The 16,606-nt window shown below is 65.3% G+C and carries 13 protein-coding genes; 2 read left to right on the top strand and 11 right to left on the bottom strand.

What is annotated here, in order from left to right; genetic code table 11:
* Positions 1-30 precede the first annotated feature (30 nt).
* From murJ to IVB18_RS16705, 5 genes are all read right to left on the bottom strand, one after another.
* A complete protein-coding gene (murJ, locus tag IVB18_RS16725; protein ID WP_247990130.1) occupies positions 31-1,560 on the bottom strand; it encodes a murein biosynthesis integral membrane protein MurJ in 1,530 nt (509 codons plus the stop codon).
* A gap of 43 nt (positions 1,561-1,603) precedes the next feature.
* On the bottom strand, positions 1,604-2,755 hold the full coding sequence (locus IVB18_RS16720; protein WP_247991659.1) for a DegT/DnrJ/EryC1/StrS family aminotransferase: 1,152 nt from the start codon (positions 2,753-2,755) through the stop codon (positions 1,604-1,606).
* A gap of 52 nt (positions 2,756-2,807) precedes the next feature.
* Positions 2,808-3,815 (bottom strand): Gfo/Idh/MocA family oxidoreductase, encoded by a 1,008-nt coding sequence (locus IVB18_RS16715; RefSeq protein WP_247990129.1) that lies wholly within the window; start codon positions 3,813-3,815, stop codon positions 2,808-2,810.
* A 182-nt stretch (positions 3,816-3,997) separates the two neighbouring features.
* Positions 3,998-5,410 carry a mannose-1-phosphate guanylyltransferase/mannose-6-phosphate isomerase gene (locus IVB18_RS16710; protein ID WP_247990128.1) on the bottom strand — a complete coding sequence of 471 codons (1,413 nt, stop codon included), beginning with the start codon at positions 5,408-5,410 and terminating at the stop codon, positions 3,998-4,000.
* 7 nt (positions 5,411-5,417) lie between these two features.
* A complete protein-coding gene (locus IVB18_RS16705; protein ID WP_247990127.1) occupies positions 5,418-6,407 on the bottom strand; it encodes an SDR family NAD(P)-dependent oxidoreductase in 990 nt (329 codons plus the stop codon).
* Positions 6,408-6,611: 204 nt separating this feature from the next.
* On the opposite strand from IVB18_RS16705, the gene IVB18_RS16700 reads away from it, so the two are divergent.
* Both IVB18_RS16700 and IVB18_RS16695 read left to right on the top strand, forming a co-directional pair.
* Positions 6,612-7,571, top strand: a complete 960-nt coding sequence (locus IVB18_RS16700) for a lysylphosphatidylglycerol synthase transmembrane domain-containing protein (protein WP_247990126.1) — start codon at positions 6,612-6,614, stop codon at positions 7,569-7,571.
* Positions 7,568-8,587: a glycosyltransferase family 4 protein gene (locus tag IVB18_RS16695; RefSeq protein ID WP_247990125.1), complete on the top strand. Its 1,020-nt coding sequence runs from the start codon at positions 7,568-7,570 to the stop codon at positions 8,585-8,587. Before IVB18_RS16700 ends, IVB18_RS16695 begins: the two co-directional genes overlap by 4 nt.
* On the opposite strand, the gene IVB18_RS16690 is transcribed toward IVB18_RS16695, so the two are convergent.
* The 6 genes from IVB18_RS16690 to rfaD all read right to left on the bottom strand — a co-directional run bounded on the left by IVB18_RS16690 (position 8,584) and on the right by rfaD (position 16,530).
* Positions 8,584-9,522, bottom strand: coding sequence for an NAD-dependent epimerase/dehydratase family protein (locus IVB18_RS16690; RefSeq protein WP_247990124.1), 939 nt, complete (start codon positions 9,520-9,522; stop codon positions 8,584-8,586). The two genes, IVB18_RS16695 and IVB18_RS16690, sit on opposite strands and share 4 nt — an antisense overlap.
* Positions 9,519-10,739, bottom strand: a complete 1,221-nt coding sequence (locus tag IVB18_RS16685; protein WP_247990123.1) for a glycosyltransferase family 4 protein — start codon at positions 10,737-10,739, stop codon at positions 9,519-9,521. The genes IVB18_RS16690 and IVB18_RS16685 overlap by 4 nt, the downstream gene beginning before the upstream one ends.
* 2 nt (positions 10,740-10,741) lie before the next feature.
* Positions 10,742-12,655, bottom strand: a complete 1,914-nt coding sequence (locus tag IVB18_RS16680; RefSeq protein ID WP_247990122.1) for a nucleoside-diphosphate sugar epimerase/dehydratase — start codon at positions 12,653-12,655, stop codon at positions 10,742-10,744.
* A gap of 120 nt (positions 12,656-12,775) precedes the next feature.
* Entirely contained in the window at positions 12,776-14,059 is a 1,284-nt protein-coding gene (locus IVB18_RS16675) for an O-antigen ligase family protein (RefSeq protein WP_247990121.1), read from the bottom strand.
* Positions 14,056-15,540, bottom strand: a complete 1,485-nt coding sequence (rfaE1, locus tag IVB18_RS16670; RefSeq protein WP_247990120.1) for a D-glycero-beta-D-manno-heptose-7-phosphate kinase — start codon at positions 15,538-15,540, stop codon at positions 14,056-14,058. The genes IVB18_RS16675 and rfaE1 overlap by 4 nt, the downstream gene beginning before the upstream one ends.
* A 12-nt stretch (positions 15,541-15,552) precedes the next feature.
* On the bottom strand, positions 15,553-16,530 hold the full coding sequence (gene rfaD / locus IVB18_RS16665; protein ID WP_247990119.1) for an ADP-glyceromanno-heptose 6-epimerase: 978 nt from the start codon (positions 16,528-16,530) through the stop codon (positions 15,553-15,555).
* Between the last annotated feature and the right edge of the window lie 76 nt (positions 16,531-16,606).

Raw genomic sequence — 16,606 nt, 5'->3', positions numbered from 1 at the left:
GTGGCAAGGCAAACGGCTTGACGACAAAAACTAGTTGCGCACCAGCGAGAACAGCCAGCCCCGCCCGAACAGGACGAGGATACAGAAGGCGTAGATGAAGGTGCCGGTGATTATCAGCAGCGCCAGCGTCATTTCGTCCCGGAAGCTTGGCATGGTCGAGAAATAGATTGCGCCAAAATGCGCGGTCAGCCACAGGCCGGCGGCGAGGATCAGGCCGGTCACGGCGAATTTGGCGAGCGAAGAGGTCAGCGCCTTGTCGAATTCGAGGTAGCCTCGCCGCACCGCAAAAGCGAACAACAGCAGCAGATTGGTCCACTGGCCAGCGGCAGTCGCCAGCGCAAGTCCGATTTGGGCAAGCGTCCCCATCAACGCAAGTTTCAAGGCGACATTGATTGCAACGCCGCTCAGCATGGCCCGGACCGGTGTCGCTGTATCCTTGCGGGCATAGAAGGTCGCCACTGCGCTCCGGATCATCACGAATGGGATCAGACCAACGGCGTAGGCCGCCAGGGTTGCGGCAGCAGCGGCGGCATCGGCCTTGGAGAAGGCCCCGCGCGCAAACATCGCGCGCACAATGACATCGGGCACGGTTGTGAAGGCAGCCACGAACGGCACTGAGAACAGCAGCGTGAAGTCGAAAGCGCGCCGCTGCGACTTCATCGCGCCGTCATGATCGTTGGCCGTGATCCGCCGCGACATCTCTGGCAGCAGCACCGTGCCGATGGCAATGCCGATGACGCCGATTGGCAACTGGTTAAGGCGGTCCGCGTAATAAAGCGCGGACAACGCGCCCACCGGCAGGAACGTCGCGATAATGGTGTCGGCGAACAGCGCGACCTGCGTGCCCATCGAGCCCAGCGTCGCAGGCCCGAGCGCCCTAAAGAAACTCCGGACGTCCTCGTCCAGCCTAAGCGGTGCAAAGCGCGGCAGGCCGCCATGGCGCGCGAGATCGCCGGCGAGCAGGAAATATTGTAGGAAACCGGAGATCAGGACGCCCCAGGCCGCGGCGTGCCCCGCATTGGGAAACCAGGCGGCCAGCGCCAGCGTCATCATCATCGAGATGTTGAGGAAGATTGACGCGGCCGCGGCGCTGGCAAAGCGCTGCATCACGTTGAGCATGCCGCCGTAGAGCGTGACCAGCGTGATCAGCAGCAGATAGGGAAAGGTGATCCGGGTCAGCTCGATCGCGAGCCTGCGCTGCTCGGCGTCCTCGCTGAAGCCGGGCGCCAGGATGCTCATGGCCTGCGGCATGAACAGCCAGGCGACGACCAGCAGCACGACTTGCGAGGCGAGCAGCAGCGTGAAGATGCGGTCGGCGAACAGTCTTGCGGTCGCCTCCCCGCGCTCGCCGTGGACGTGGGCATAGGCGGGCACCCAGGCGGCGTTGAAGGCGCCCTCGGCAAAGATCGCGCGGAAGTGATTGGGCAGTCGGAGCGCCACGAAGAAGGCGTCGGCCACGGGGCCGGCGCCCAGGATCGCCGCGAGCATGATGTCGCGGGCAAATCCCGTCAGCCGCGAGAGCAGCGTATAGCCGCCAACCGTGAAGATCCGTCCGAGCATGCGTCTCTTCTAGAGCAAGAGGCGGCGCAGCAAAACGGCGAAATCAGGTTGAAAGCGCGCCGCGCACTGCCGCGATGATTCGCTCCTGGGCGGCCTCGTCGAGATAGGGGTGCATCGGCAGGCTGATGACGTCCTCCGACAGACTTTCGCAGGCAGGAAGGCCCCCGTCCGCGACCGGATACTGCTTGTAGGCGGTCTGCTGATGCATCGACTTCGCATAATAGATCGCGGTCGGCACGCCCTGAGCCTTCAGCGCAGCGGCAAAGCCGTCCCGGTCGGTGCCTTTGGGCAGGCGGATGGTATATTGCGCCCAGACCGAGGTGCAGCCGGGCGCAAGCCGCGGCACGGTGACGACGTTGGACAGGCCGCGCGCATAGCGTTCCGCGACCTTGTTGCGGGCGGCGATCTCGTCGTCGAAAATTGTCAGCTTCTCGATCAGGATCGCGGCCTGCATGGTGTCGAGCCGGCCGGTCAGGCCGAGCCGGACGTTGTCGTATTTGTCCACGCCCTGCCCGTGCACGCGGATGCTGCGCAGCGTGGCGGCGAGTTCGTCATCATCCGTGAAGATTGCGCCGCCGTCACCGAAGCAGCCGAGCGGCTTTGCCGGGAAGAAGCTGGTCGTGGTGGCGAGCGCCAGGGTGCCGAGCTTGCGGCCCTTGTAGCTCGCGCCAAACCCCTGCGCGGCGTCATCGAGCACGAACAGGCCCTCGGCCTTGGCGATCTCGGCGATGGCATCGTGATCGGCAGGCTGTCCGAACAGGTCGACAGGGATGACCGCGACGGGCTTCAAGCCGGCCTTCCGGGCGGTCGCAATGCCGCGCTTCAACGACTCGGGGCTCATGTTGAAGGTCGCTTCGTCGACATCGACGTAGACCGGCGTCGCGCCGGTCCGCGCCGCCGGCGAAGCGGTCGCAATGAAGGTGAACGACGGACACAGCACGGCATCGCCGGGCCCGACATTCTTCGCCATCAGCACCATCAGAAGCGCATCAGTGCCGCTGGCGCAGCAGATCACGTGCTTGGCGCCGCAATAGGCCGCAAGCTGTGCCTCGAGCTCGGCGACCTCCGGGCCATTGACGAACTGGCAATGGTCGAGAACGCGCTTAACGGCCGCATCGAGCGAGGCGCCGAGCCGGCGGCGCTGCGAGCCGACATCGATGAAGGGAATCGGATCGGAACGCAGATGCTGGTTCATGGTGCCTTGCCGATTGTCTTGCGAGGTTTGAGCGGTCGACATGGGAAGAGGATCAGCCGGCGACGCGGCGCGGGCCCGTGCGGGCTGGCGACGACGTGGCTGCGGGCCGCGATGGCGTTTCGAGGCACTGCGTGGCGATTTCGAGGCTGGCGACGCCCTCGTCGCCGGTCACCGCCGGCGTCTCGCCGTGGCGCACGGCCCTGAGGAACGCGATCAGCTCGGCGCGCAACGGCTCGTCATGGCCGACCGGCAAATGCCGCATCGAATAGCTGCCGTCCGGCTTGAAGCCGAAACATTCGGTGACCTGGCGCGTCAACAGATCGCCCATCACGTATTTGCCGCGGGTCGCGACCGTGACGCTGCGCGCCTTGAACGGCGTCAGCCAGTTGGTGTTGATATGGGCGAGCACGCCGGAGGCGGTGCGGAACTGGAGCAGCGCGATGTCCTCGCGCTCGGCAATCGCGCTCGACAATTGCGGCTGCACCTCGACGATGTCGGATTCGGTGAACCAGCGGATCAGATCGATGTCGTGCACGGCGAGATCGATCACGACGCCGACATTGGACATGCGCGGCGGGAACGGGCCGACACGCGTGATCGCGATCGACAGGATGTCCTCGCCCGCGATCGCCTGCTTGACCGCGGCGACCGCCGGATTGAAGCGCTCGACATGGCCGACCATCAGCGTGACGCCGGCCTTTTGTGCGGCGGCGACGATCTCGCGCCCTTCCGCAACCGTGGAGGCGATCGGCTTCTCGACCAGCACGTGGATGTTATTGGCGATGCAGGCGAGCGCGACCTCGTGATGCAGGTGGGTCGGCGCCGCGATCGTGACTGCATCGACGCCCGTGGCGAGGAGCTGATCGAGCGTCTCGAAACCCTGGCAGTTGGCAAGCTCGGTGGTGCGGGTCCGGTGCGCCGGCGAGGGATCGACCACACCGACCAGGCTGACGCCGGGAAGCCCCGCGAGCACGCGCGCGTGGTTGCTACCCATCACGCCCGCGCCGATGACGCCGACGCGCAAGCCCGCTTTTGCAGGTGCAGACTCTCTGGAACTCATCTGATCGAACCCCGATTCAACGCAAAACCCCGGGCCACTCCTAGCACGGACGCCACATTTGTGGCGAATACCGAGATAGCGGGCCGGACACGATTTGATTCAAAAAGTTACACGTTCCCCGGGCCTTAGCGCCAAAAGACAGCGCCTTTTCGGCCCGGGCCGCGTGATTCGGAGTGTGCTGGTTACGACCTTTGATAGTCGTCTTCAATCCGGATGATGTCGTCTTCCCCGAGATAGCTGCCGGTCTGGACCTCGATCAGCTCCAGCATGATCTTGCCGGGGTTCTCCATCCGGTGCACCGCGCCCATCGGGATGTAGATCGACTCGTTCTCGTGCACCGTCTTCACGGTCTCGTTGACGGTGACCCGGGCAGCGCCGCGGACCACGATCCAGTGCTCGGCCCGATGATGGTGCTTCTGGAGCGACAGCCGCCCGCCGGGCTTGACCACGATGCGCTTGACCTGATGGCGCTCGCCATTGTCGACCGACTGGTAGCTGCCCCAGGGCCGGTGCACCTTGAGATGCTCCTCGGTAACCTTCGGTGCGACCGCCTTGAGCTTGGTCACCAGGCGCTTCAGGCCGTTGGCATCCTTCTGGCGCGAGACCAGCACCGCGTCCGCAGTCGCGACCACGACGAGATCGTCGACGCCTTCGAGCGCGACCAGCGCGGAATCGGTGGTGACGTTGCAGTTGCGGGAGTCTTCGAACACCGCGGCGCCGTGCGCGGCGTTGCCTTGCGCGTCCTTCTCCGACAGCTCCCACACCGCAAGCCAGGAGCCGACATCGGACCAGCCGCAAGCCACCGGCACCACCGCGGCGCGCGAGGTCTTCTCCATCACCGCATAGTCGATCGAGATCGCCTTGGCCGAGCCGAACGCCTGCGGCTCCAGCGTCACGAAGCCGAGATCGCGGCCGGCATGGGTGACCGCATTGGCGACCGCATCCACGCTCGCCGCGTCGACCCTGCGATATTCGTCGAGCAGCAATGCGGCCGGGAACATGAAGTTGCCGCTGTTCCAGAGATAGCCGGAGTTGACGTAGTCGGCAGCCTTCACGGCGTCAGGCTTCTCGACGAAGCGCGCGACCGCATGCACCTCACCGGTGATCACCTCGCCCGGGCTGATATAGCCGTATTCGGTTGCCGGCCGCTCCGGCTTAACGCCGAAGGTGACGATGCGCCCGGCACTCGCGGCCGTGAGGCCTTCGCGGCAGGCGGCGACGAAGGCGGCATTGTCCTGCACCACATGGTCGGCGGCGAGCGCGAGCACGATCGCGTCGGCGGCGCGGTTCTGCGCGAACACCGCGCCCGCAGCGATCGCGGGCCCGGAGTCGCGCCGCATCGGTTCGAGGATCACGTCGGCCTCGATGCCGATCTCGGCCAGCTGCTCCAGCACCATGAAACGGTAGGATGCATTGGTGATGACGATCGGACGATCGAACAGCGCGCTATCCGAGACGCGCAGCAGCGTGTCCTGGAAGGTCGAGCGGGTGCCGAACAGCGGCAGGAATTGCTTGGGCCGCACCTCGCGCGAGGCCGGCCACAGCCGTGTGCCGGCACCGCCGCACATGATCAGGGGGATAATGCGTTTGTCCATCGTCATCTCAAACCTTGAAGTAGTCCCGATACCAGGTGACAAAATTACGGACTCCGTGCTCGATCGGCGTTGACGGCGCAAAGCCGGTGTCGCGCATCAAATCCTCGACATCCGCGAACGTTTCCAGCACGTCTCCAGGCTGCATTGGCAGCAGCTCTCTGTTCGCCGTCAGGCCCAGCTCCCGCTCCAGAAGAGCGACGACATGCATCAGTTCCTCGGGGCGGTGGTTGCCGACATTGTAGATCTTGGACGGCGCATTTGCGGCTGCCGGATCATCCGCGGGCAGGCGATCAATCAGCTTGGATACTACACGGGTCACGTCGTCAATATAGGTGAAGTCGCGACGCATCCTGCCATGGTTAAAGAGCCGGATCGCCCTGCCCGCCATGATGGCGTTCACGAACAGAAACATGGCCATATCGGGCCGTCCCCACGGGCCGTAGATGGTGAAGAAGCGCAGGCCCGTGACCGGCAGCCGGTAGAGATGGCTGTAGGACTGCGCCATCAGCTCATTCGCCTTCTTGGTCGCGGCGTAGAAGCTCACGGGATGATCGGTCCGGTCCTGCACGGCAAATGGCAGTTTGGTGTTGGCGCCATAAACGGAGGATGACGAAGCGTAGACGAGATGACGACAGCCATTATTCCGGCAGCCCTCGAGCACGTTGAGAAAGCCCTGGAGGTTGGAATCGGCGTAGGCGTGCGGATGGTCGATCGAGTAGCGCACGCCCGCCTGCGCCGCGAGATGCACGACTTTGGCAAATTCATGTCGCGCAAACAGCGCCGCGATCGTCTCACGGTCGGCGAGATCGGCCTGCACGAAGGAGAAGCGGGGATCGTTTCGCAATAGCTCCAGACGCGCCTGTTTCAGTGCCGGATCGTAATAGTTGTTGAGATTGTCAAGCCCGATGACGGGCCGGCCTTCAGCCAGGAGCTGCCGGGCGACGTGAAAGCCGATGAAGCCGGCGGCACCCGTGACCAAAATCGCCTGATCCATCATCCTGTTCCCGAGCGATCCTTCGCCTCAGCCCGCGGCACCTGTTTAGCCGCCGCGTCGAGGGGGCCGCAATAGCCCCATTATGATGCCAGCTCTCTTCACGACAGCTATTGCAAGATCGGCGCCAAAACCATACCAAAGCGGCCGAATTCGGTGCCACGCGCCGGGTTGCCACAAATCTTCGCAAACCCTGTTCATGCGGGCGAGATGCGCCGAATCCTGCTGTCGACGGCCAAAATCCTGATTTCCGCGGCACTGCTCTATCTGGCGCTGCGCAAGGTCGATCTGTCCGAACTGTTTTCGCGTTTCACCGTGACCAGCCTGTTCTGGATCGGCACGGCGATCGCGATCACCTTCCTGCAAATCTTCGTCGGCGTGCTGCGCTGGCGCGAGATCAGCGCCGAATGCGGCGCACCGCTCGAGCTTCGCCGGGCCATGCGCTACAACGTGATCGGCGCATTCTTCAACCAGACACTGCCGTCGGCGATCGGCGGCGATGCGGTCCGGCTGTGGCTCGTCGCGCGCGCCGGCGCCGGATGGCGCGCTGCGACCTACTCGATCTTCGTCGACCGCGCGATTGGTTTGATCGCGCTTGCGATCATCATCGTCGCGAGCCTGCCCTGGAGCTACAATCTCATCACCGATCCGCACGGGCGCTCGGCACTGCTGCTTGTCGATCTTGCGGCGCTCGCGGGCGGCCTCGGCTTCCTGATTTTCGGCGCGCTGAAATGGCCCTGGCTGAAAACCTGGTGGGCCACGCATCACATTCACGCCTGCGCCGTGATCGCGAACCGCGTGATCTTCAGCCGCTCGCGCGGACCGACGATCGCGATCCTGTCGCTCGCCATTCACGTGCTCGCCGTCGTTATCGCCTGGTGCGTGGTGCAGTCGATCTCCGCACCTGTCAGCTTCGCCCAGGTCTTCCTGCTCGTCCCGCCGGTCATGCTGATCACCTTGATGCCGATCTCGATCGCCGGCTGGGGCGTGCGCGAGGCGACCATGGGCTTGGCCTTCGGCTTCGCCGGGCTTGCCGCCAACGAAGGCGTCAACGTCTCGCTGCTGTTCGGTGCGGTCTCGTTCATCGTCGGCGCGTTCGGCGGCCTCGTCTGGATCCTCAGCGCGGAGAAAGCCGCACAAGGGTCGGCGCCGCTCGGGGTACCGGAGTGAACCCGGCCACCGATGCTCTCGCAGCCGCGCCGTCGCTGCTTGCCGTCGCGATCGCCGCGCTGATTTCGGCCCTCGTCACCTGGATCAGCCGTCCCCTGCTCCAACGCTACGCACTGGCGCGGCCGAATGCGCGTTCCTCGCATCGCATCCCGACCCCGCAGGGTGCGGGCATCGCGGTGATCGCCGCGACGCTGCTGGTTGCTTCGATCTGGGCGGCGTGGGCGAACGTCGCGATCCCTTCCGCGCTGTTGGGCGCGACGGTGCTGATCGCATTGGTCGGCCTTGCCGACGACATCATGTCGCTGCCGGTGCTCGTGCGGCTCGTGCTGCAGGCCGCCGCCGTCGGCGCCGTCGTGTTCACCGCGCCCGAGACCGCGCGTATCGTGCCTGCGCTGCCGCTCGCGCTGGAGCGCGGCCTCATCCTGCTCGCCGGCGTCTGGTTCGTGAACCTCGTCAACTTCATGGACGGGCTCGACCTGATGACGGTGGTGGAGGTGGTACCGGTCACCGCGGCGCTGCTGCTGCTCGGATGGCTCGGTGAGGTGTCATGGCCGGCCGCGCTGATCGCCGCGACGCTGTGCGGCGGCATGCTCGGCTTCGCGCCGTTCAACCGTCCGATCGCAAAGGTGTTCCTGGGCGATGTCGGCAGCCTGCCGATCGGCCTCCTGCTCGGATGGTGCCTGCTCGAACTCGCCTGGCACGGGCAGCCGGCCGCGGCGCTGTTGCTGGCGGCCTACTACCTCGCGGATTCCACCCTCACGCTGTTTCGGCGCATCGCGCGGCGCGAACCGTTCTGGTCGGCGCACCGCACGCACTTCTACCAGCGCGCCACCGACAACGGCTTCGAGGTCTCGCGGGTGATCGGCGAGGTCTTCCTGCTCAACCTGGTACTCGCAGGGCTTGCCATCCTCACCATTCGCGCCGGTTCGACGGCGATCACGGCGCTCGCGCTGCTGGCGGGCGCGATCGCGGTTGGATTGGTGCTGCGGCGGTTCTCGCGCGCTCAGGCGTCCTAAGCCGACAGTGCAAGCCGCAAGCCCTCGTCGAGAGTGACCTGCGGCTGCCAGCCGGTCTCGATCGCCTTCGAGACGTTGAGCTCGAGCGAGCCGATCAGGCTATCACGCGTATCCTGCTGGCCGATCACGCTGAGAAGCGTGCTGAGCAGCTCCGGCGGCACGCCGAACAGCCGCGGGCTCTTGCCGGACGCCATGGCCAGGCGCTCGATGAATTCGGGCGTCGAGACTTGCTCCCTGTCGGCCACCAGAAAGATCTCGAAATTGCTCGCGGGGTCGGGATGGGAGAGCCGGCGCAGGATGAACGACGAGAGATTCTGCACCGCGAGGAAAGCGCGATGATTGCGGATCGCGGCAAAGGGCAACGGCAGTCCCAGATTCACCGCACGCGTCAGCAGCGCAAAATTGCCCTTGGCGCCCGCACCATAGACCAGCGGCGGCCTGATCACCGAGATCTTTACGGCGCTGTCGCGCGCCAGCGTTCTCAGCCCCGCTTCGGCCGCCGCCTTGGACATGCCATAGAGGCCGCGCGGCGTGAGGATGTCGTCCTCGCTGAACGGCGCCCGGCCCTCATTGCTGCGGCCATGCACGAGGACCGTGCTGACGAAGATGAACTGGCGTACGCCGGCCGTCGCCGCGCTGCGCGCCAGGTGCAGCGTGCCGGCGATGTTGACGTTGCGGTAGAGCTGGACCGCGTGCTCCTCGTGCTTGTGATGCACGCGGGCGGCGAGATGAACCACGGCATCGACGCCTTCGAGCGCGGCCTGCCAGTCGGTTTCGGGGCCGATCGTTTCAATGACGACCTCATCGTCGATGCCTTCCGCGCTGCGCACCGCGCGGCGGACCGACCATCCCTCGCGCGCCAGCGCGGGCACGACATGACGGCCGACGAAGCCGCTCGCTCCCGTCACCAGCACGACCGGTTTACCCTCGCTCATCGCTGCTCCGCCAATTCGGGGTTGCGCAACAATTCGTCGACCAGGGCGGCATAGGCGTTCATCGCGGTGGCGCGATCGAACTTCGATGCCGCCTTTACCGCCCGCTCCGTCATGGCGTCACGGTCGGAGCGAGACGCGTTGCGGATCGCCTCGGCCAGTTGATCGGCACGGCCCGGCGTCACGACCCAGCCGAGCCCGTTTTCCACCACCGTCAGCGCGGCTTCGGCTTCTGGCTCGGAGACCAGCACGACGGGACGCCCGACCGCCAGCAGATTGTAGAACCGGCTCGGCACCGACACCCCGGCAACGTCCTTCCGGTACGGGATGATCCAGAGGTCGGCAGAGGTCAGGAACGCCTCGAGCTCCGCATCCTCGACGCGCGCCACCAAGCCGATATTGGGCAGGTTCGAGACCGCCTGCAACTGCTTCAACCGCTCGAAGCCGATGCCCCAGCCGGAGAGCAGGAAGTGAATGTCCGGATCGTCCTTCAGCAGGCGCGCCGCCTCGAACACGATCTCCGGATCATGGGTGAAGCCGAGATTGCCCGAGAGGCCGACGACGAAGCGGGCCGACAGCGCCTTGCGAAACGGATTGTCCGGTGTCACCGGCCGTGGCGCGGGCACGAGCGTCGTCCAGTTCGGGATGAAGCGGATCTTGTTCCGCGTCATGCCCCGATAGCTCAGCAGCGGCCGTTCCGCATCGCGGCCGATCGTGATGACGGCATTGAGCGCCCGGAACATCAAGGCATTTGCGGCGCGCATCATCTTGGCCACGAGCGAACCGGGCTTCAGGAGGCCCGCCATCACGAGCACGTCGGGGAAGAGATCGTGCAAGATCAGAGCGGACCGCGCACGCTTGAGCTTCGCCGCCGCCGCAACCGCGTAAGGCAGCATGAACGGCGCGGTCACGGTCAGCACCACGTCGCCCTGCCGCAGCTCCCGTATCAGCGCGACGAAGGTGCGCACCACGAACAGGATCTCGGCGGCGGCGCGCCGCGCCAGCGCGGCCTTCCCCGTCATCCGGTTCTTGACGGCAACGACGCGCGGCTTGCCCGGTCCGGTTTGCGAGGCGGGCAGCGCGCCGGTCGATCCCGACAGCACGACGACCTCGTGATCCACGGCGAGGCGGCAGGCAATTTCCGCCATGATCGCCGCTGTTGTGCTCGGATCCGGCGGATAATGCTGGCTCGCGACGACGATCTTGCCGGAAGGCTGCATGGTCAGGCCGCGGTCGATCCGAATTCCGGCACCGCATCCTTCAGGATGGTCCTGATGGTGGCCCGATCGTCCCGCGCGATCGCCTGCTCGAGTGCCGTGATCCATTTGCGCAGGGTTTGCATCGGCGGCTCATTCGGCTGCGCGGCCATGATGCCGGCGACGCCGATCTCGACTGTCGGCTCCTCGGACGCGAACAGGATCTCATGCAAGCGCTCACCCGGCCGCATTCCTGTGAAAACGACCTCGATGTCGTAGCCGGGCTGAAGGCCGGACAGGCGGATCATGCGTTCGGCGAGATCGACGATCTTGACCGGCTGGCCCATGTTGAGGACGTAGACCGACACGTCCGAACGCACGGTTCCGAGTGCATGCGTCGCCGCCGTGATGACGAGGTCGCAGGCCTCGCGGATGGTCATGAAGTAGCGGACCATGTCGGGATGCGTGACCGTCACCGGGCCGCCGGCCTCGATCTGGGCCTTGAACTTCGGCACCACCGAGCCGTTCGAGGCCAGCACGTTGCCGAACCGGACCGAGATCAGGCGCATTGGAGGCTTGGCGCGGCCGGCCCCGGCCGCGAGGTCGTGATCCAGCGCCTGGCAATACATCTCCGCGAAGCGCTTGGTCAGGCCGAGCATCGACACCGGCTCGATCGCCTTGTCGGTGGAGATCATCACCATCGCTTCGGCGCCGGCGCTGAGCGCCGCGTCCGCAACGTTGATGGAGCCGAAGATGTTGGTCTTGACGCCCTCGCTCCAGTCGCGCTCGAGGATCGGCACGTGCTTGAGCGCCGCGGCATGGAACACGATGTCCGGCTTGAACTCGGCCATCAGGCGCACGATGCGCTCGCGGTCGCGGATGTCGGCGATCCGCCCCTCGATGGCGGCCCCGGTGCCGTGCGCCGCGATCGCTTCCGTGACCGCGTAGAGCGCCGGCTCGGAATTTTCCAGGATCAGGAGGCGCGCAGCACCGAAGGCGACGATGCGTTCGCAAATCTCGGAGCCGATCGAGCCGCCTCCGCCGGTGACGATCACCGCCTTGCCCCTGATCAAGGATTCCAGCCGCGCATAGTCGATCTGCTCGCTCGGCCGCAGCAGCAGGTCCTCGACCGCGACGGCAGTCAGCCGCGGCGTATCGCCGCTCTCGAGCGAGGGCATGCGGTTGACGATCACGCCGAGCTTTCGCGCCCGCATCAGGATCGCTTCCGGACGAGCGTCCGGCTCGAACGCGGACGGCGTCATCACCAGGCGCCCGATCGGCTTGTCGCGCTTGGCGAAGTCGGCGATGACCTCTTCGATGTCGTCGATGTCGCCCAGCACCGGCACGTTGCGGATGAACTGGCCACGATCGGCTCTCGACGGCGACAGCACGCCGACCGGCCAGATGCGCTTGATCGCCCCGCTCTCGATGCCGCGCAACAGTACCTCGGCATCTGCGGCGCGGCCGATCAGCAGTGTCGGCGCGGCGTCCTCGGTTCGGGCGTGACGCCGCACCCGCGTATAGCGGAAGTAGCGATAAGCCATGCGCGACGCGCTGAGGAAGGATATCTCAAGGAACCAGTAGAGGACGATCGTCACCTTGCCGAGGAAGAAGGCACCGCGGACGTTGGGAGCGACGAAGATATAGTCGAGCGCGAGCAGCGTCACCGTCAGCACGGTCGCGACGCGGATGATATTCAGTGCGTCGGGCAGCGAGATGAACCGCCATTTCGTCGTGGTCAGATTGAAGATGAAGAATACGACCACGCTGAAGGCGAGGAAGTAGGGCAGAATCTGGAACAGCAGCGGCAAGCGGTCGAAGAAGCCGTCGCCGCCCTCGAAACGCAGGTAGAACGCGGCGAACAGCGCCGCCGTGGTCGCCAGGAGGTCGTGGAGCGCGATCAGGAAATTGCGCAAGGTGAGATGCGAAAGACGCGTCATCCGCCGACCGATAAAAATCCAGTTAGATGCAACCTGACCGCGCTGATAGCCCATCTCGGCAAGACTTGCTAGCTCAAGACTCGCTAGCAGAAGACTTGCTAGCACAAGCCGCGCGGCCGCTCAGGAACCGGCTTCCCCGACCTTCGGCTCCGCGCGGCCCGCGCCGAGGACCATGCCGCCGGCAACGCCGACGCCGATGACGTACATCCAGCCCTCGTGGAAATCGAACAGGTGGGAGTTGAACAGCGAGGTGAAAACGTTCTGCACCACGACCAGGAGGCCGACCCAGTTGGCAAGTCCGTCGCCGCGGAACAACAGGAGATGCAGGATCCACATCGCGTAGAGAACGACGACGCCGATGATGCCCCATTGCACGGCTACGGCCAGGGTCTGGTTGTGAGGATTCGGAAAGACCCTGACGCCATGGACCCATTCGGCGCTCCTGGAGACCTTGTCGAACAGACCGAACATGGAGCCCGTCCCATTCCCCGCGAGTGGAGCCTGCCGGAAAAACTGAATTGATTTCTGCCAATATTCGAGGCGCTCGCCGATCGACGTCGGAACGTTCTCCTGCGTGTAGAGCCGATAGTCGCTGGAAAAGGTGTCTACGGTCTTGCGCAATTGCGGCGAGGCCTGCCAGGCGAGAGCGGCGCCGACGAGCAGGGCAGCGGAGATGATTGCGATGCTGCGCCACTTCAGGTGCAGCAGCGCGAACACGCCGAGCATGATCGGAACGGTGACGAGCGCGGTGCGCGACACCACCACGTAGGCCATGTTGACGAAGAAGCTCAGCGCCAGCGCCGTCAGCAACCCGGCGAGCCAGTACCGCTTCTCCCGCAGCAGCATCACGATCGGATAGGCGAGCGCGACCGCGCACAACGTGAATTCCTGGCTTTGGTCGATGTAGTTCTTGACGAAGATGCCGCGCTCGACGTTGTCCGGCTTGATCGAGAGGTTCGGGTAGAACGCCACAAGCCAGGACATCACCGACAACAGCGCGCAGGAGACGAGAAAGGCGACGAACACCCAATGCCCGCGCGAGGATCGTTCGAAATGGTAGAGCAGAACCGGAAGCACCAGCAGCTTCACCGTCGGATTGACCGCATAGAGCCGCGCGCCCCAGGGCGCATCGGACCACAGCGTCCCCAACAGCGCGAGCAGGACCAGCGCGATCGGCGCCGCGCAGATCGGACGCTTCAGCGATTGCAGGAATGCCTTGACGTCGAGAAACGGCACCATGCAGAGTAACAGCGCGGCGTTGAAGATCGCCGCGAGCGACGTCGACCATGGCAGCGAGGCCACGGTCAGGATCGCGAACAGATCGACCGTCTCGCGCCAGGCCGCCGGGCTGCGCAGGCGCCGCCACAGCATCACGCCGGTGGTTTCGCGGGCAAGCGCCGTCACTTGCCCCCTCCCCGTGCACGATGGACCAGCGCCGTTGTGCTGAAGCCTTGCAGGATGTCGACCAGCACGACCATTCCGCCGGCGGCCTCGACGACTTCGTAGCCGACCACCTGCTCGCGGGTGTAGTCGCCGCCCTTCACCAGCGCGTTCGGCTTGATGCGGGTGATCAGGTCGATCGGCGTGTCCTCTTCGAAAATGACGACGAGATCGACGGCTTCGAGCGCAGCCAGCACTTCGGCGCGCGCGCGCTCGTCCTGGACCGGACGCTCCGCGCCCTTCAGTCGCCGCACCGAGGCGTCGCTGTTGAGACCCACGATCAGGCGATCGCAGGCGGCGCGCGCTGCGGTCAGCACCTTGACGTGACCGGGATGCAGGATATCGAAACAGCCATTGGTGAAGCCCACGCGCTGTCCTTGCCGGCGCCATTCGGCGAGCTGGGCATCGAGTGCGCTCGGATCGAGCACGATTTTTTCTTCGGCAGCGAGATAGGCATGCGGCAAGATTTTTTGCCGCAGCTCGCCCGCGCTCACGCTGGCCGTGCCCTGCTTGCCGACGGCGACAGCGGCTGCCGCATTGGCGATGCGCAAAGCGGTATCCCAGTCCGCGCCAGCCGCGAGCGACACCGCGAGCGCCGCGGCGACGGTGTCGCCGGCGCCGGAGACGTCGCGCACTTTCACGGGGAAAGCTGGAACATGAACGGGATCGCCATTGCGCGGCACCAGCGTCATGCCCTGCTCGCCTTGCGTGACCAGGATCGCCTCGCAATGGGCGAGCCGCATCACATCCTCGGAGGCATCGACAATGCTTTGCGCCGTGTCGGCGCGGCTGCGGGTGGCTTCCGCGAATTCCTTGCGGTTGGGCGTGAGCAAGGTGGCGCCGCGATAGATCGCCCAGTTGAGGCTCTTGGGATCGACGATCACGGGCTTGCCGAGTTTTCGCGCGGCATCGATGGTGTGGCGGATCACGCGGGCGGTCAGGACGCCCTTGGCGTAGTCGGAGATCAGCACGATGTCGGCGCGGGAGATCTGCGGCAGGATCGCCTCGATCAGCCTGGTCTCGATCTCGTCGGAAGCCGGCGACGCCTGCTCCCAATCCGCGCGCAGCATATGGGTGGAGAAATGTTCCGAGACGAAGCGGACTTTTCGCGTGGTCGGCCGCGACGGATCGCACACCAGCACGCTTTCGATGCCGGCCTGCTCTGAAAGTGCGACCGCGAGCCGCTTGCCGGCATCGTCCTGGCCGACGAGGCCGACGAAGATGCAGCGCGCGCCGAGGGACGCGACATTGCGCGCGACGTTGCCGGCGCCGCCGATATGGATCTCGCTGCGCTGGGCGGCAATCACCGGCGCCGGCGCTTCCGGCGAGATCCGCGACACCTCGCCATAGACGAACTCGTCCAGCATGATGTCGCCGATGCACAGCACCGTGCGGCCGCTGATGGCTTGCGCGAGGGCATCGAAATCGAGAATGGGCGTCGGCATGGTCAAAGGGCCTCAGCGAAAGCGATCGGGCCGGTCGAGATAATCCCCGACATAGGCCTTCACCGCATTCTCCAGCGTCGTGAAGCCGCCGTTATAGCCGGCACGGTGGAGACGATCGACCTCGCTCTGGGTGAAGTATTGATAGCTGCCGCGGATCGCCTCGGGCATGTCGATGTATTCGATGTTGGGCCTGGTGCCGAGCGCCGCATAGGCCGCGAGCATCAGGTCCTTGAAGCTGCGCGCCTTGCCGGTACCGACATTGAAGATGCCGGACACCGATGGCGTCGCCAGCAGCCACATGATCACCCGCACGACGTCGTCGACATAGATGAAATCGCGGCGCTGATCGCCATCGGCGATACCGTCGCGATGCGACTTGAACAATTGCACGACGCGGCCCGCTTTGACGTCGTCGAAGCGGCGCGCCAGCACGCTCATCATCGAGCCCTTGTGGTACTCGTTCGGGCCGAACACGTTGAAGAACTTCAAGCCCGCCCATTGCGGCGGCAGCTTTTCGCCGCGCGTCGCGCGCTCGGCGACGGCGAGATCGAACAGCTGCTTGCTCCAGCCGTAGAGGTTCATGGGCCGCAGCTTCTTCAGCGCGGCCAGCGAGGCGTCGTCGCCAAAGCCTTCCGTGCCGTCGCCGTAGGTCGCCGCCGAGGACGCATAGATCAACGGCACCGCATTCGCCGTGCACCAGTCGAGCAGGCGCATCGACAGGCGGAAATTGGTTTCGATCACGAGATCGCCGTCGGTCGCCGTGGTCTCCGAGATCGCCCCGAGATGGATCACGGCGTCGAGCTTGCGGCCGTTCAGCCATTCGAGCAGCTCGGCCGGGGGGACGATATCCACAAGCTGCCGCTTGGCGAGGTTGCGCCACTTGCCGTCGGTGCCGAGGTGATCACAGACCACGACGCTGCGACCGGCCTCGTTCAGCGCGGCGACGACATTCGATCCGATAAAACCGGCCCCGCCGGTCACCAGCAACATTCCAAAATCCCTGCCCGAATTTTGCGGCCCGGTCCTGCCGTAGCGCATGATCCGCCAAAGTGTAAGCGGTTTCGGG

The sequence above is a fragment of the Bradyrhizobium sp. 186 genome (assembly GCF_023101685.1).
In the GTDB taxonomy this organism is placed as follows: Bacteria; Pseudomonadota; Alphaproteobacteria; order Rhizobiales; family Xanthobacteraceae; genus Bradyrhizobium.
This window is presented reverse-complemented; position numbering and strand designations above follow the sequence as displayed.

Excerpts from the sequence above, each read along its gene's own strand:
- murJ (WP_247990130.1), bottom strand. The coding sequence starts at position 1,560 with ATGCTCGGACGGATCTTCACGGTTGGCGGCTATACGCTGCTCTCGCGG.
- IVB18_RS16720 (WP_247991659.1), bottom strand. The coding sequence starts at position 2,755 with ATGAACCAGCATCTGCGTTCCGATCCGATTCCCTTCATCGATGTCGGC.
- IVB18_RS16715 (WP_247990129.1), bottom strand. The coding sequence starts at position 3,815 with ATGAGTTCCAGAGAGTCTGCACCTGCAAAAGCGGGCTTGCGCGTCGGC.
- IVB18_RS16710 (WP_247990128.1), bottom strand. The coding sequence starts at position 5,410 with ATGGACAAACGCATTATCCCCCTGATCATGTGCGGCGGTGCCGGCACA.
- IVB18_RS16705 (WP_247990127.1), bottom strand. The coding sequence starts at position 6,407 with ATGATGGATCAGGCGATTTTGGTCACGGGTGCCGCCGGCTTCATCGGC.
- IVB18_RS16700 (WP_247990126.1), top strand. The coding sequence starts at position 6,612 with ATGCGCCGAATCCTGCTGTCGACGGCCAAAATCCTGATTTCCGCGGCA.
- IVB18_RS16690 (WP_247990124.1), bottom strand. The coding sequence starts at position 9,522 with ATGAGCGAGGGTAAACCGGTCGTGCTGGTGACGGGAGCGAGCGGCTTC.
- IVB18_RS16685 (WP_247990123.1), bottom strand. The coding sequence starts at position 10,739 with ATGCAGCCTTCCGGCAAGATCGTCGTCGCGAGCCAGCATTATCCGCCG.
- IVB18_RS16680 (WP_247990122.1), bottom strand. The coding sequence starts at position 12,655 with ATGACGCGTCTTTCGCATCTCACCTTGCGCAATTTCCTGATCGCGCTC.
- rfaE1 (WP_247990120.1), bottom strand. The coding sequence starts at position 15,540 with ATGCCGACGCCCATTCTCGATTTCGATGCCCTCGCGCAAGCCATCAGC.
- rfaD (WP_247990119.1), bottom strand. The coding sequence starts at position 16,530 with ATGTTGCTGGTGACCGGCGGGGCCGGTTTTATCGGATCGAATGTCGTC.